The sequence below is a fragment of the Ottowia sp. VDI28 genome (assembly GCF_049532675.1).
Taxonomy (GTDB): Bacteria; Pseudomonadota; Gammaproteobacteria; order Burkholderiales; family Burkholderiaceae_C; genus Ottowia.
Map to the genome: position 1 here is coordinate 658,934 of NZ_CP149820.1, position 14,025 is coordinate 672,958.

Genomic DNA, 14,025 nt, shown 5'->3' on the forward strand with positions numbered 1-14,025 from the left:
ATATTGTCTCGCTAAACCTTCAACCCTGAGATTCGAGTCGTTTCAACTCATTTCCCGCGAAAGCGGCTGGCCGCCTGCCGTATCACTTCTCCCAACAGCCGTTCCTGGCCCTGGCGCTCGCGCAGCCGGCGGGCGTCGTTACGGTTGTCGTTGACCTCGGCTTGCAGCAAGCCCAAGGCTTCGGTCGCTTCGCACTTTTCGGCGTAAGGTGCCAACTGCTTCATGGTGCTCAGCATGTGCTCGCGCAGCGGCATATGCTCACCGGTCGGCGGATCGACATACACCGCCTCCAGCCCGAACCGGCAGGCCTGGAACCGGTTGTAGCTGTAGACGAGATAGTCGTCCTCGGTGGGCGTGAAAGGATGCTCGGCCTGGAACCAGGCCGCCAGGGATTGCACGTAGCCTGCCAGCGCCGCGGCGCGCTCCACGGTGAGTGGTGTGTCGAACACGCGCACTTCGATGGTGCCATATTCGGGCTTGGGCCGGATGTCCCAATAGAAATCCTTCATGCTCTTGACCACCCCGGTACGGGTCATCTTCTCGAAGTAGGCTTCAAACTCGGCCCAGGTCAGCAGGCAGGGCGCGCGGCCCGAGAGCGGGAATGCAAAAACGGAATTGAGACGTGCCGAATCGAACGCAGTATCGTGTCCCTGCACATAAGGGCTGGAAGCCGCCAGCGCGATGAAATGCGGAATGTAGCGCGACATGCAGTGCAGCGTGTAGAGCGCCGAGTCGGCGTCAGGGCAGCCCACATGCACGTGCTGGCCAAAAATGGTGAACTGCTTTGTCAGGTAGCCATAAAGGGCCGAAAGCTCATGAAAGCGCGGCTTGTCATAAATGCGCCGCTGGTGCCACTGCTGAAACGGATGCGTGCCCCCGCCAACCACGGCAATGTTCAGCTTGTCGGCGCATTTCACCAGGGCATCGCGGATTTGCGAAAGCTGGCCGAGCGCCTCGCTCCAGCTGTGGCAGACACCAGTCGAGATTTCGATCATGCCCGAGGTCATCTCGGGCACCACGCTGCCGGGCAGATCGATCTTGCCCATCAGGCGCAGCATGTCCTCTGCATAGGGCGCCAGGTCATAGTCGTGCGTGTTGACGAGCTGCAGTTCCAGCTCCACGCCGATGGTCAGCGGCTCGGATTGGCTGAATGGCTCCAGGCGCAATGAACGGTCTTCTGCGCTCATGGGGTTTTACCTTCGGACGTTCCGGGCGTGCCGGAGGTATCGGAGATGGGCAGGCCGGCATCGCGCCAGGGCTTGCCCGCTTCGCCGGCCTGGTAAAGCACGGCAGTGACCAGCACCGCGCCCAGCAGTTCGGTGGTGAGAATCACCGGCAAGGCGATGTTGGCCACCTGCGAGCCGATGGTGTGCGAGGCGGCCACGAACTGCGAGGTCAGCAGAAGGGACACTGAAGACATCGGCACCATGGCACCACTCACCCAGAGCGATTTTTTCAGCGAAAGGCCACTGCCGAAGCTGGTCAGCAGGAGGCTGATCATCTTGGCCAGCGCGCGAACCGCGATCAGCAGGATAGCGGCCCCCGCCACACCGAGCGTCCAGTCCGCCTGCGCCGCCATCGAAGACACCAGAACGAACATCAGGATGGTGAGCATCGATGCCGCGGTGCCCAGTTGGCGGGGCCACACCCAGGGCCGGGGGTGCACCTGCTTGAGCAAAATGCCGCCCAACAGGGCCACGAGCGGGGCCGATCCGCCGAATGGCGGGGCCGTGGCGGCACACGCGCCGATCAGCGCCAACATGACGATGGTGGTGTCCTCGCTGGTCGGGTTCATGAAGCGCAGCACCGCCGTCAACAAACCGGCGAGCAACGCGCCGATCAGCAGAGAGACGCCCAGCACGGCGGCGGTTGCGGCCATTGATGCCAGCAGCGTGCTGTCCGCGCGGTCGATCGAGCGCAGCATGGCGGTGCCGATGGTTAGCGCATACAGTGTGTTGAGGGTGGTCAGGGCGACAGCGCGGTCGGTCACCGGGCCGGAGGCACGCAGATCGGACACCACGCGCATCAGCACGGCAGGCGAGGCCGCCACCGCGATCACCGACAGCGCGCGCACCACGGCGATATCCAGTCCCAGCCAGCGCAGCGCCGCAAACGCCGCGAAAAAGGTCAGCAGCGATTCAGCTGCGCTTTGCACCAGCACCATGGGGTTGTGGCGGAACCAGCGCAGCGGCAGGCGCGCCCCGGCCTCGAACAGCACCACCGCGATGCCCAGTTCCAACAGGAAGAGGCCCACGCCTCGAAGAGGCCATGCGGCATCTGCAAAGCCAGTCAGGCCGGTAATGGCCCCCACCACGGCGTAGCCGACTATCTTCGGTATGTGCGCATAGCGTTGCACCAGATGGCCGGCAAGCGCGGCGACGGCCAGCAGCAGCGCCCATTCAAGGGCCGGCAAACCCGCTGTGGGCTGAATCCAGTTGGCCCATGTGGCCGGAAGTGCGTTATTCAAATTGTTGCTCCCCTCTGAGGCGCCGACGCGCCTTCCCCTCTGAAGGGGACGCCACTGGCGGCCTGGCAGGGGCCAGCTCCGCGGTGGCCCGCGCATGGGCTGCTCAGCGGTTTTTGGACGTTGACTCTCTCCTGCTTGCAGAAGAGGGCGGAAGTGAGGGCTTTTCTCCCTTTTTGGGGGAGGGCCGGAATGGGGGCAAGCCGCCTGATCATCGATCCAAGTGCTGCCTTCTCTCTCACCAAAAAACTTGAAAGGGATAATGTCTAAAGACTACATACTAACGCACTACCCAGCACGGCCAGCGCGCCGATGTGTAGGAAAATCACCCTGGTTTTTGAGCGGATTCCAGGGTGGCTTCGTTCGATAGGGCGTCTTCCGATGGGGCCTGCGCAGACTTCACACGGACGGGCAGCACGAACGAGAGCGGCTGACGGAGCATGCGGCGGCCCACCGCCATATACATGCGGCGCCGATTCACGCCCGTGATGTTGTGCGCCGTCAGCGCCAGCCGGAAGGCGAAGTAGAAGCTACAGGCCACGTTCATCAACCCGGTCACCGCGATGCCGCCCACGGCCCACCAGAAGGCGGGCTGATGCAGCACCTGCATACCCAGTTCCACGCTAGCGGCCGCGATCTGGCCGGACACCAGGGTGACGTGGCGTACCTCGAAGCCGATACCGAAGAAACGCAGGATGGGCGGGATCAGCCCCAGCATGAGGCCCAGCGAAATATTGGCCGTATAGCCTGAGATGTGGGTCGCCCAGTAGCGCCCCCAACGCACAGCGCGCTCCTTGCCCAGCAAATGCGTGCTGCGCGGGTGGTAAGCAATTACGGAGTCGAGACGATGGAACACGAACCAGTTTTCCACCCAGCCCGCGATCAGGCTCGAGGCGAACAGCAGCAGGCCGGTACCGGCAGCGAACACCACCGTGAGCCCTAGCATGTGGTGCTCGGCGAGGATCTGGCGTGAATGCTTGAGATCCAGAACGCCGTCCCAGCCCAGGTAATTCAAACCCAGGGTAATGAGCATCACCACTGGGATCACCAGCCCCAGGTTACCCACGATAGCGACAAACTGTGAGCGCAGCAGGTACACCACCTCGGAGACGAAATTCTCGGCAGCGTCCGGCGCGTCCATGTTCTTGAGCTTGGCCGCCATGGCCGGCGCGGTCATGGCGGGCTGCTTGGTGGCCACCGTCCAATGCAGCAGCATGATAACCACGAAAGACAGCGCATAGTTCAATCCGGCCGTCAGGCCGCCCCAGAACGCGGACATGCCCAGCGAGACGATCAGCAGTTTCGCCCAGGTCGTAAAGGCCATCACGGTGCCGCCACCCGCTGCTGCACGCAGCATCCGGCCGTAGTCGCTTGGCGTGCGGGTGATGTAGTGTTCGCCGGTTTCGGCATTCCGCTCGGTCACCTTGGCTGCCAGCAGCTCGGTGCTGGTGCGCATCAGCGAGCGCAAGCTTCGGCTATCACGGTTTACACGGACCAGATGGGACAGCAGTTGGGCCGTCGCTTGCGCAGGGGCATCCGTTTCCAGACACAGCAGCAACGCTTTCACGCGGATGATGCGCTGGCGGAGCTGGCGCATCTGGAACTCGATGTGGACCGAGATCCCGTGCTCCTCCAGGTGCGCATACACGGAGTACGCGGCCGCACGGCAGGCATCGAGCTGTTCGCGCAGTTGGGAAATCGCCACCAGCGAGGGCGCGCTGTCCCGGCCGTGCTCCAGTACCGCGTGGCGCAGCGTCTCGAAGATCGTGGGCAGGTCATGGAAAGGCCGCGCCCGCATGGCCTCGGGCGACATGCGGGTGCGAATGTCGGGAGACAGCCCCGCCGCGTTGATCTGGCCGAGCGCGTAGGTCAGCGCGTCCAGCAGCACCCGCTGCGCGTAGTCGGGCTTCGCCGGTTGGTCGCCTGGGGCTGCATGAAACAGGAGCGCCCGCAAGCGCCGCAGGGTGTCGGTGTCCAGGGCGCGCAGCCATTTGGCATCGAATTCGCTCGGGAACAGCAGATCGAACAGCTCGCCCAGGTCGGTCGTTTCCGGCGTCACTGGCAGCATTTTGCGGCGCAGGCGGTTGGTGAGTTCGCTGAAAAAGGCGGCGTGCGGCGCAAAGCCCAGGTCTGCAAGCAACGGGGTGGCGTCGGTTGTGGAGAGAAATTGGGCCCACCAGTGGTGCCACAGCTGGAGCCACTCCGGGCGCAGTTCCGCTGCATCCAGCAGCATGCGTACCCGGGCGACCGCGGCTTCCGGATCATGGGATTCGCCACGTACCCAATTCAGCAGCTCGATCAGCCAGAGATGGCGATCAGCGATCGGCGCTTCTGGGTCGAGCGCGCGCAGATGTTGGATCAGCTCGAGCTGGGATGTCGCCATGGGAGGATGAAGAAGGGAGGGGGAGGGTCAGTGCAGCACGCGGCGGGTGCCGCTGCCGCCATCGCTGGCATCCAGCACGAAAAGCGGGATTTCGACCTCGAACCGCTCGCCATCGGCGGCTACGCAGAAATAGCTGCCATGCATGGTGCCAGTGGCCGTGCGCAGGCGGCAGCCGCTGGTGTATTGAAAGGCTTCGCCGGGCTTGAGCAGAGGCTGCTGGCCCACCACGCCCAGGCCTCGCACCTCTTCCGTGTGGCCGCGCGCGTCATTGATGATCCAGTGGCGCGAAATCAACTGCGCTGGCACATCGCCTGTGTTTTGCACCGTGATGGTGTAGGCAAAGCCATATAGCTCGCGTGCCGGCTCCGATTGGTCGGGCAGGAATTGTGGCTCTACCTCCACGCTGAACTGATATTTGGGCATGATGCCAATGGTAACTCTGGAAACGGCGCGACAATCGCCTGATCATGACCACGACCTACCGCATCGCCCCCTCCATCCTCTCGGCCGACTTCGCGCGCCTGGGTGAAGAGGTCAAAAACGTGATTGCCGCCGGCGCCGACTGGATTCATTTCGACGTCATGGACAACCACTACGTGCCGAACCTCACATTCGGCCCCATGATCTGCCAGGCCATCAAACCCCACGCCAAGCGGGCCGACGGCCAGCCGGTGCCCATGGATGTGCACATGATGGTGCAGCCGGTGGACGCGTTGGCGCAGGCCTTCGCGCAAGCCGGCGCCGATCTGATCAGTTTCCACCCCGAAGCCAGCGCGCACCCGCACCGGAGTGTTCAGGCCATCAAGGCGGCAGGCTGCCAGGCCGGGTTGGTCTTCAACCCCGCCACACCGCTGGACGTGCTCGACTGGCTGATCGACGACATCGATCTGATCCTGATCATGAGCGTCAACCCCGGTTTTGGCGGCCAGGCCTTCATAGACAGCGCCCTGCGCAAGGTGGAGGCTGCTCGCAAGCGCATCGATGCGTCAGGCAAGGATATCCGGCTAGAGGTAGACGGTGGCATCAAGGCCGCCAACATCAGGGAAGTCGCCAATGCCGGCGCCGACACATTCGTGGCCGGCAGCGCCATCTTTGGCCAGAAGGACTACGCGGCCGTGATTCGCGACATGCGCGACCAGCTTCGGAAGTAGGGCTGGTTGGAGCCCCTGAGGCCATGAGCCCGCGCTAAAGAGGGCGGTTCGCCTCCTTCAGCACCCAATCCCTGAACTGGCAAACGAATGGATCGTGCGACAGGCGATTGGGGTAGATGAGATAGAAGGCATCCATCGAATCCGTCACCAGCGGAAACGGCGCTACCAGACGCCCTGATCGCAGATCTTCCGCGACGAGGACGCCTTGGCCCATGGCCACGCCCGCGCCGGAGACAGCCATCTGATAGGCCAGGCTCACGCTTTCGAACGTGATACCGCGATCGGGATCGATTTCCTTTGCGCCTGCGGCTTCCAGCCAGATGCGCCAGTACGCTGGCCTCGCGGAAGACTGCAGCAAGGTGGTGCGCAGCAGATCGCGCGCCGAACGGAACGGCCCTGTCTGCTCAACGAGGGTCGGGCTGCATACCGGCGTAAGGCGGATCGGCATCAGCCGGTGGCAGACACAGCCAGGCCAGGAGCCGCGGCCAATGCGTATGGCCACGTCCGTAGTGGTCGAATTGCGATCGATGGGCCCCAGCGACGTGGTGAAGATCACATCGCGATCCGGGTACTGTGCACGAAACGCCTGCAGACGCGGCACCAGCCAACGTTGGCCGAAGGTCATCGGACACCAGATGTGCAGAGGTCTGCGGCCCTTGGAGGCTCTGATTTCATCCGTGGCGTCCGAAAGCTGGATCAACACCTCGCTGACAGTCTCGAAGTAGCGCTGGCCGGCCGGTGTCAGCGCGATCTGCCGATGCGAACGTTTGAAGAGCGGAGCCTGAAGGCTTTCCTCCAGCTTGGCTAGTTGCCGGCTCGCTGCGCCCGGTGTCACAAATAGCTCTTCAGCGGCCGCCTTCACGCTGCCCGTGCGGCCAATGGCCTCGAAAACGCGGATGGCATTCAGGGGCGGCAGGCTCATGGCATGAGGAACGGGGGAAAGAGGTGGAGTGATTTTTTCTCAATCGAAGAGGAATTTTAGTCGCTTGAGCGCTCTGCCATGAAAGGCCAGAATCCGCACGAACTCAAGTTTCTGGAGATATTCGATGGACATTCGGCTCACAGGCAAGATAGATAGGTCACGCATTCGCCTTATGAGCGTGCCGCGCGCTCCAGTGGAGATACTGGAGGGCTATCGCGCGCTGCAGGACGCGAGCGGCGTGATCTCGGATGTGATGGACAGGCTGGGCATTCCCGGTGTCGTCGGAGCCTCGGTACTCAAGCCTACGATTGGCGGCAAGTCAATCGTTGGCACCGCGCTCACTGTACGCAACGCGCTGCAGCAGGGTAACGAATATGAGGCGGCGAAGGCCGTCACTAACCGTATGGCCGAATTCGAAGCGCACAACCTGGCACAGCCAGGCGATGTGCTGGTGATTCAGGGCGTCGCGGGCGTCTCCAACATGGGCGGGATCTCGGCTCAGACCGGCAAGCGCCACGGTGAAGTCGGCGCCATCATCATGGGCGGTATCCGGGATGTCGCGCACTCGCGTGCCATGGACTATCCGGTCTGGGCCTCCGAGATCACACCTCGCACGGGCAAATGGCGTATCGAGACCATGGAGATCAATGGCGACGTGGATATCGCGGGCGTGCGGGTGACCTGTGGCGATGTCGTGTACGCGGACGACACGGGCGTCTGTTTCGTTCCCATCTCCCGCGCCGCCGAGGTACTGGCAATGGCGCAGAAGATCGCGAAGGCTGAAGAAATCAAGTGCCAAGCCATCGACGCAGGAACCCATATCGCCGATTTGCCGAAGACCGAATGAATACCCAGAAAGTTGCCATGTTCTCTGTTCGGGCCCTGCGCCGCTCTTCTCGCGCCGTACTGACCGGCTTGATATTCCCCCTGGCGCTGGCAGCTTCTGGGACAGCGTTTGCGCAAGCCGACTACCCAAACCGGCCGATTCGGCTCATTGTGCCCTTCGCGCCCTCTGGGGGAGTCGACACGTTGGCGCGCCTGATGGGCGAGCACTTGGCGCGGCGGCTAGGCCAGCCGCTCGTGATCGACAACCGCCCAGGTGCTGGAACCACTATCGGCAGTGTCGCGGTTGCGCGCGCCGCGCCGGACGGCTACACACTCCTCATGGCGAGCTCGTCGTTTACTGCGGCCACGGGCCTCTACCCATCTCTGCCCTATCGGGTCGAGAAGGATTTCGCTCCTGTTGCCCTTCTGGCCAACTCTCCGGTTGTGTTGGCTGTCAACCCTAAAGTCAAGGCGGCCAATTTGGCCGAAATTATCCAGGCCGCCAAGGACGCACCAGGTAAGTTCACCTCGGCGACCTACGGAAACGGGTCAGCGCCGCATCTGGTATCCGAGCTATTCCAGCAGATGACGGGCACGAAATTCCTGAACGTGCCCTACAAGGGAGGCGGCCCCGCAGTGCTCTCCACGCTGACGGGCGAGACCGATCTATTGTTTCCCACCATCCTGCCGGTGCGTGCGCATGTGGCTTCAGGCAAGCTGCGTGTTCTGGCCATCGGGTCGGCAAAACCGACGCCCCTGATGCCGGGTGTGCCGACATTCAAGGAGCAGGGGGTTGATCTGGTCACCGGCACCTGGTTCGGTGTGGTCGCTCCTGCCAAGACGCCGCCTGCCATTATCGAGCGGCTGAACAAGGAGATTCTGGCGCTGGCGAAGGAGCCTGAGTTCATGAAGACCCTCACCAACGAGGGCGCTGAATTCATAGGCGGAACGCCGGCTGAGTTCGCTACATTCATGCAGGCCGATCAGCGCCGCTGGACCAAGATCATCGCTGACCGCCAAATCAAGGCGGAGTGAGCCGGGCTCCAGCAACATCGCGAATAATCTCCCATACCCTCTGAGCCAAAGGCGAGGGGGTTCGGTTGCGCCGATGAACCAGCACGATATCGCGTTGCACCACGGGCGTGAGCGAGCACGCCACGAGACCGGGGATGCCCCCAGGCGGCATGGCCAGCGCCGGCATCACGCTGATACCGATGCCAGCTTCGATCATCCGGAAAACGGTGGTCGGATGCCCTAGTTCCTGCACGATCTCGCAATGCGCACCGTGATGGATCAGGGCTGTATCGATCAGGCGGCGGCTACCGGAAGCGTGGTCCAGCAGTACCAGCGGATATCCGGTCAGGGCGCTCCATTTCACGGCGTGGCCATGCGCCAGCGGGTGGCCTGGGCGCGTGACCAGCACAAACAGGTCCTTCATGATGAGCTCGACGTTCAGGTCGTCCGTGCCCACGGGCTCGATGACCACACCGAAATCGACTTCTCCCGAACGCACGCTACCGAGTACGTCCTGCTGAATGCGGTCCAGCAGCACCAGTTGGATGCCGGGTTCGCGCTCGGCGCAGGCCGCGATGCAGGACGGCATGAGATTGGCGGAGAGCGTCGGGCTGCTGGCCACCCGCACCTTCCCCCGCCGGGCGCGTGCGAGACCGCCCACGTCCTGCAGCGTTTGATCCAGTTCGTCCAGCACCCGTTCAAGCCGCAAGGCCAGCGCATGGCCGGCGTCCGTGAGCACGACATCCCGGGTGGTGCGATCCAGCAGCCTGACCCCGAGCTGCGTCTCCAGCTCCAGGATGGCACGGCTCACGGCTGGCTGCGTCAGCCCAATGCTGTCACCTGCCCGGCTGAAATTACCCTCCAGCGCCACAGCGCGGAAAACACGAAGCTGCCTGAGGGTGATATTCATATCAATTAATCATATATCTATCTAAGTAATGCATTTCACTTTTGAATGCATTGCAGGTCCAATAGGCGCCATGGCACGACCGAGCTTTCTTCCAGACAATTTCACCATCGCGTTGGTATTCACGGTGGTCCTGGCGACCCTGCTGCCCGCCAGAGGCAGTGGAGTCCACTTTTTCGAGACATTGACGACAGCAGCCGTCGCAGCGCTGTTCTTTCTGCACGGGGCCAAGCTCTCGCGCGAAGCCATCATTGCGGGCATCACCCATTGGCGACTGCACCTGCTCATACTCGCGAGCACCTTCGTGATGTTCCCGGTGCTTGGGTGGGTACTGCGGCCTGTCCTGCAGCCACTGGTCACACCTGAGCTTTATACGGGGGTGATGTTCCTCTGCGTTTTGCCGGCCACGGTGCAGTCCGCCATTGCCTTCACGTCGATGGCACGCGGCAATATTCCGGCGGCGGTGTGCAGCGCTTCCGCATCCACCTTGTTGGGGGTGTTCATCACGCCGCTGCTTGCGAGCCTCCTGGTGACGCACGGTCAAGGCGCCTCATCCCTGGATTCAATCGGCCGGATCCTGCTGCAACTGATGTTGCCTTTTTGCGTCGGCCATATGCTGCGGCCGTGGATTGGCGGCTTCGTCAAGAAAAATGCCAAGCTGTTGACGCTGGTAGACCGCGGCTCGATTCTGCTCGTGGTGTATACGGCCTTCAGCGCTGCGGTGGTGGAGGGGTTGTGGCGGCAGATTTCCGCGTCGGCCCTGGCGGGCCTGCTGGTCGTTTGCGCGGTATTGCTGGCACTGGCGCTGACTTTGACCACTTGGACTGCGCGGCGCCTGGGTTTGTCGAAGGCCGATGAAATTACCGCGGTGTTCTGCGGCTCCAAGAAGAGCCTTGCCAGCGGGGTGCCCATGGCCAACGTGTTGTTCGCATCGTCGGCGGTAGGCGCTATCGTGTTGCCACTGATGGTCTTCCATCAGATGCAGCTCATGGTGTGCGCGGTGCTGGCCCAACGTTATGCGCGGCGGCCTGAGCCTGCCGCGACCATCTCATCGGCCGTTGGCTCCTAGGCCTCAGCGACCTGCCATGCGTTACGGCTTGATGTAAGCGTAGTGCTCGCGCGACTGCAACTGCCCGATGCGCACCACTCCCGAGGGCGTGAAATCCGCATCCATGATGAACTGATCCTTTTTCAGGTTGCGGGTCTTGAGCGTAATCTCACACACCTCGAACGTCACGCCGCGGGCCTTCAACGCGCTCACCAGCGAGGCGTAGTCAATGTTGGGGTTGTTTTTATCCTTGGCCCCCTCCATCAGAAAATCGATCCCCGCCGCGTGCGTGACCACCACAATCTTGGTCTTTGGCGCCACGTCCAGGTGGTTGCGGATGTTGCGCAGCCCCTTGGTCGCCTGCTGTTCGGCGTTATCGATGTGATAGACCACCTTGTCTTCCTGCGCCATCGCATGGCCTGCCATCGTCAATCCGGCCACCGCCATGATTGCAGCACCGAGCCAGCGGCGAATCGAGTTGAACATGAAAATCTCCTTGGTCGTGAGGTCAAAACTCGACGCTACCACATCATGAGAACCTGCACAGTGAATGGTTGGCATCGATACTGGTGTTTCTGATCTCCTGGATACTCCGGGGCATGGAGATTCATCGCTCATCCCCCCTCGCTTCCCCCATCCACGCCTGCATCATCGATCTCGACGGCACCCTGATCGACACCCTCGGTGACTTCGAGGTGGCCTTGAACACCATGCTGGCCGAGTTGAAACGCCCCTCGGTCAGCCATGCCGAGATTGGCCGATGGGTAGGTAAAGGCTCCGAACATCTGATCAAGACCGCGCTCATGAACACCACGCCGGCAGCGGGTGCGGGCGATGACGCAGCGGCTGACTCCTTGATGCCCGCTGCCTGGCGTTACTACCAGGACGCCTATCTGCGCATCAACGGCCAGCACAGCACCGTGTTCACCGGCGTAGAGGAAGGCCTCGCGGCCTTGAAAGCAAAGGGCCTTGCGCTGGCTTGTCTTACCAATAAGCCGCTTTCCTTTGCATTACCTCTGCTTGAAGCCAAGGGGCTATCGGCTTATTTCACCCATGTCTTCGGGGGGGACAGCTTCGCCCGCAAGAAGCCGGACCCGTTGCCCCTTATCGAGACATGCAAAGCCCTGGGATGCGCGCCGTCCGAAACCCTGATGATCGGCGACTCCGCCAACGATGCACAGGCCGCACGCGCCGCTGGCTGCCCCGTGCTGCTCACCACTTATGGCTACAACCACGGCGAACCCGTAAGAGAAGTGGATGCAGACGGCTTCATTGATTCCCTGGCCGAGGCGAAACAGTGGATAGAACACCCATAGCTTCATAAATCCCCGGGCTGTCGTAGGGTGTGCACGAAGTGAGCACGCGTTGCGCAGATGCCCGCTCACTGAAGGAGGCACAATAGCCAGCAACTCCCAACAAATGGCAAAGGAGACGACCCAGCATGGACGGTGGACACGAGTTGCTCAGGCGCGCAGCGGCCAATCCTCAGGTACTGCAGTGGCACACGTGGGCAGCGCTCACACCTGGCCCCGCGCTGGTGATCATGGGGGCCGTGCACGGCAATGAAACTTGCGGTGCCTATGCCATCCTGCGCGCCATCGATGATTTGCAGCACGGCCGCCTCCTCCTGCGGCGTGGCCGGCTGACGCTGGTGCCCGTCGCCAATCCATTGGCTGTCGGGCAGAACACCCGGGAAGGCGAGCGCAACCTGAACCGCCGCTTCGTGCCTCGCGCCGAACCCCAGGACTACGAGGATCGCATCACACACCAATTGGTCCCCTTGTTGGCCGCTCACGATGTATTGCTCGATCTGCATTCATTCCATACGCCTGGTGCTCCCTTTGCCATGGTCGGCCCTCGCAACAACGAAGGCACCAGAGAGCCCTTTTGCCGCGCTGACGAGGAAGCAGAACTGGCGCGTGCGCTTGGTGTCGATCAGGTAGTCGAAGGCTGGCTGGATGTCTATGATCGCGCGGCCCGCGCGCGCGGCGAACCACTGGATGACGGGGGCATCGGCACCAACGAGTACATGCGAAGCCAGGGTGGGTATGCTGTCACCATCGAGTGTGGTCAGCACGAAGATCCGGCGGCTATCCGAGTGGCCGAGCGTGCCATCCGCGGTGCGCTGGCGCTGCTGGGCATGGCTGACGTACCCGCACCGCCCCGCTTTGATGGGCCAGCTGCCCGGCTTCAGGACGTCGTGCTGCGTGAGTCACCGGAGGACCGGCTTGTCCGCCAATGGAACAGCTTCGACGTGGTGCGCGCGGGTGATCTGATCGCCCGCCGTGCCGATGGGCGCGAACTGCGTGCGCCGTACGACGGCAGCGTGCTTTTCCCCTATCCCGAGGCTGAAGTTGGCCAGGAGTGGTTCTACCTGGCCGTACCGAGCTGACTTTGAACCATAACGCTTGAAATGCGGCTCAAAGCAGTGGAACAGCCGTCTCCTCTCACTCTTCGGGCAGCTCGTCCGTGACTACCTCGAACCGATGGAGCTGGTTTTCGCCGAACACCATGGTGATCGGCACATCCGAGGCATCCCTCCCATAGGCTATCACGATGCGGCCAATCCGGGGCTGGTTGTGGCGCGCATCGAAGGTATGCCAGCGGCCTCCCAGATAGGCCTCGAACCAGGCACTGAAATCCATGGGTGAAGGCACAGGCTCCACGCCGATATCCCCGAGATAGCCGGTCGTGTAGCGCGCCGGAATGTTCATGCACCGGCACAACGTCACGGCCAGGTGCGCGAAATCACGGCAGACACCAACGCGCTCCCGCCAGGCGCCAAGTGAGGTCCTGTTGGCGCATGCCTGCTCGTAGTCGAAACGGACGTGCTGGTGCACGTAGTCGCAGATCGCCTGTACGCGAGCCCAGCCGGGCGCGGAGTTGCCGAATTGGTTCCACGCAAAGCCGAGCAATTCGCTGTCCACCTCGCTATAGCGGCTGGGCAGCAGAAACTGGTAGGTTTCCGGAGGCAATTCGTCGAGCGTGTGCTGGCACGCGCTGGGCACCACCGGATCAGGTACGCCCCGATCCAGAACCACCGCACTGTTGGTGAGGCGAATCACCCGCACGCCCTCGGGAATGGCGATACGGGTGATCACGTTGCCAAAACTGTCGTGATACTGATCGGTCCGCAGCGGCGGATTTGTCCGAAAGTTTTCGGCTGCAAGGAGATCATGCTGCCGCGACGGATGCACGTGCAGTGCACCGAGCAGCAAGGTTGGAGCATTCACCGCAAGTTCGATGTCGTAGCCGATCCGGATGCGCATGTAGGAATGACGAATTGATTGGAGAAAGAGGCTGATGAGGCG

The 14,025-nt window shown here is 62.4% G+C and carries 14 protein-coding genes; 6 read left to right on the forward strand and 8 right to left on the reverse strand.

The annotated features are described in order from the left end of the window. Positions 1 to 47: 47 nt before the first annotated feature. The 4 genes from WJU18_RS03005 to apaG all read right to left on the reverse strand — a co-directional run bounded on the left by WJU18_RS03005 (position 48) and on the right by apaG (position 5,270). Complete coding sequence (locus WJU18_RS03005) at positions 48 to 1,166, reverse strand: YbdK family carboxylate-amine ligase (protein WP_423460919.1); 1,119 nt, start codon at positions 1,164 to 1,166, stop codon at positions 48 to 50. Positions 1,167 to 1,183: 17 nt separating this feature from the next. Next, entirely contained in the window at positions 1,184 to 2,467 is a 1,284-nt protein-coding gene (locus tag WJU18_RS03010) for a cation:proton antiporter (protein ID WP_423458703.1), read from the reverse strand. 322 nt (positions 2,468 to 2,789) lie between these two features. Next, on the reverse strand, positions 2,790 to 4,847 hold the full coding sequence (locus tag WJU18_RS03015) for a site-specific recombinase (protein WP_423458704.1): 2,058 nt from the start codon (positions 4,845 to 4,847) through the stop codon (positions 2,790 to 2,792). Positions 4,848 to 4,874: 27 nt separating this feature from the next. After that, complete coding sequence (gene apaG, locus WJU18_RS03020) at positions 4,875 to 5,270, reverse strand: Co2+/Mg2+ efflux protein ApaG (protein ID WP_423458705.1); 396 nt, start codon at positions 5,268 to 5,270, stop codon at positions 4,875 to 4,877. A 44-nt stretch (positions 5,271 to 5,314) separates the two neighbouring features. Here apaG and rpe point away from each other — a divergent pair, with 44 nt between their 5' ends. Next, positions 5,315 to 5,998 carry a ribulose-phosphate 3-epimerase gene (gene rpe, locus WJU18_RS03025; RefSeq protein WP_423458706.1) on the forward strand — a complete coding sequence of 228 codons (684 nt, stop codon included), beginning with the start codon at positions 5,315 to 5,317 and terminating at the stop codon, positions 5,996 to 5,998. 34 nt (positions 5,999 to 6,032) lie between these two features. Here rpe and gcvA read toward each other — a convergent pair whose 3' ends face one another. Next, positions 6,033 to 6,920 (reverse strand): transcriptional regulator GcvA, encoded by an 888-nt coding sequence (gene gcvA, locus WJU18_RS03030; protein ID WP_423458707.1) that lies wholly within the window; start codon positions 6,918 to 6,920, stop codon positions 6,033 to 6,035. Positions 6,921 to 7,044: 124 nt separating this feature from the next. Here gcvA and WJU18_RS03035 point away from each other — a divergent pair, with 124 nt between their 5' ends. Both WJU18_RS03035 and WJU18_RS03040 read left to right on the forward strand, forming a co-directional pair. After that, positions 7,045 to 7,767 carry an RraA family protein gene (locus WJU18_RS03035; RefSeq protein ID WP_423458708.1) on the forward strand — a complete coding sequence of 241 codons (723 nt, stop codon included), beginning with the start codon at positions 7,045 to 7,047 and terminating at the stop codon, positions 7,765 to 7,767. Next, positions 7,764 to 8,780 carry a Bug family tripartite tricarboxylate transporter substrate binding protein gene (locus WJU18_RS03040; protein ID WP_423458709.1) on the forward strand — a complete coding sequence of 339 codons (1,017 nt, stop codon included), beginning with the start codon at positions 7,764 to 7,766 and terminating at the stop codon, positions 8,778 to 8,780. Before WJU18_RS03035 ends, WJU18_RS03040 begins: the two co-directional genes overlap by 4 nt. On the opposite strand, the gene WJU18_RS03045 is transcribed toward WJU18_RS03040, so the two are convergent. Next, entirely contained in the window at positions 8,767 to 9,669 is a 903-nt protein-coding gene (locus WJU18_RS03045) for a LysR family transcriptional regulator (protein ID WP_423458710.1), read from the reverse strand. The genes WJU18_RS03040 and WJU18_RS03045 overlap by 14 nt on opposite strands. A gap of 70 nt (positions 9,670 to 9,739) precedes the next feature. On the opposite strand from WJU18_RS03045, the gene WJU18_RS03050 reads away from it, so the two are divergent. After that, positions 9,740 to 10,735, forward strand: a complete 996-nt coding sequence (locus WJU18_RS03050; protein ID WP_423458711.1) for a bile acid:sodium symporter family protein — start codon at positions 9,740 to 9,742, stop codon at positions 10,733 to 10,735. 21 nt (positions 10,736 to 10,756) lie between these two features. Here the strand turns inward: WJU18_RS03050 and WJU18_RS03055 are convergent, their stop codons facing one another. Beyond that, positions 10,757 to 11,200: a DsrE family protein gene (locus WJU18_RS03055; protein ID WP_423458712.1), complete on the reverse strand. Its 444-nt coding sequence runs from the start codon at positions 11,198 to 11,200 to the stop codon at positions 10,757 to 10,759. Positions 11,201 to 11,313: 113 nt separating this feature from the next. Between WJU18_RS03055 and WJU18_RS03060 the strand changes: the two genes are divergently transcribed. Together WJU18_RS03060 and WJU18_RS03065 are read left to right on the forward strand one after the other, a co-directional pair. Continuing rightward, positions 11,314 to 12,030, forward strand: a complete 717-nt coding sequence (locus WJU18_RS03060; RefSeq protein ID WP_423458713.1) for a phosphoglycolate phosphatase — start codon at positions 11,314 to 11,316, stop codon at positions 12,028 to 12,030. 125 nt (positions 12,031 to 12,155) lie between these two features. Beyond that, positions 12,156 to 13,106 (forward strand): succinylglutamate desuccinylase/aspartoacylase family protein, encoded by a 951-nt coding sequence (locus WJU18_RS03065; RefSeq protein ID WP_423458714.1) that lies wholly within the window; start codon positions 12,156 to 12,158, stop codon positions 13,104 to 13,106. 55 nt (positions 13,107 to 13,161) lie between these two features. Here WJU18_RS03065 and WJU18_RS03070 read toward each other — a convergent pair whose 3' ends face one another. Next, positions 13,162 to 13,983 (reverse strand): transglutaminase-like domain-containing protein, encoded by an 822-nt coding sequence (locus tag WJU18_RS03070; RefSeq protein WP_423458715.1) that lies wholly within the window; start codon positions 13,981 to 13,983, stop codon positions 13,162 to 13,164. Positions 13,984 to 14,025: the final 42 nt, after the last annotated feature.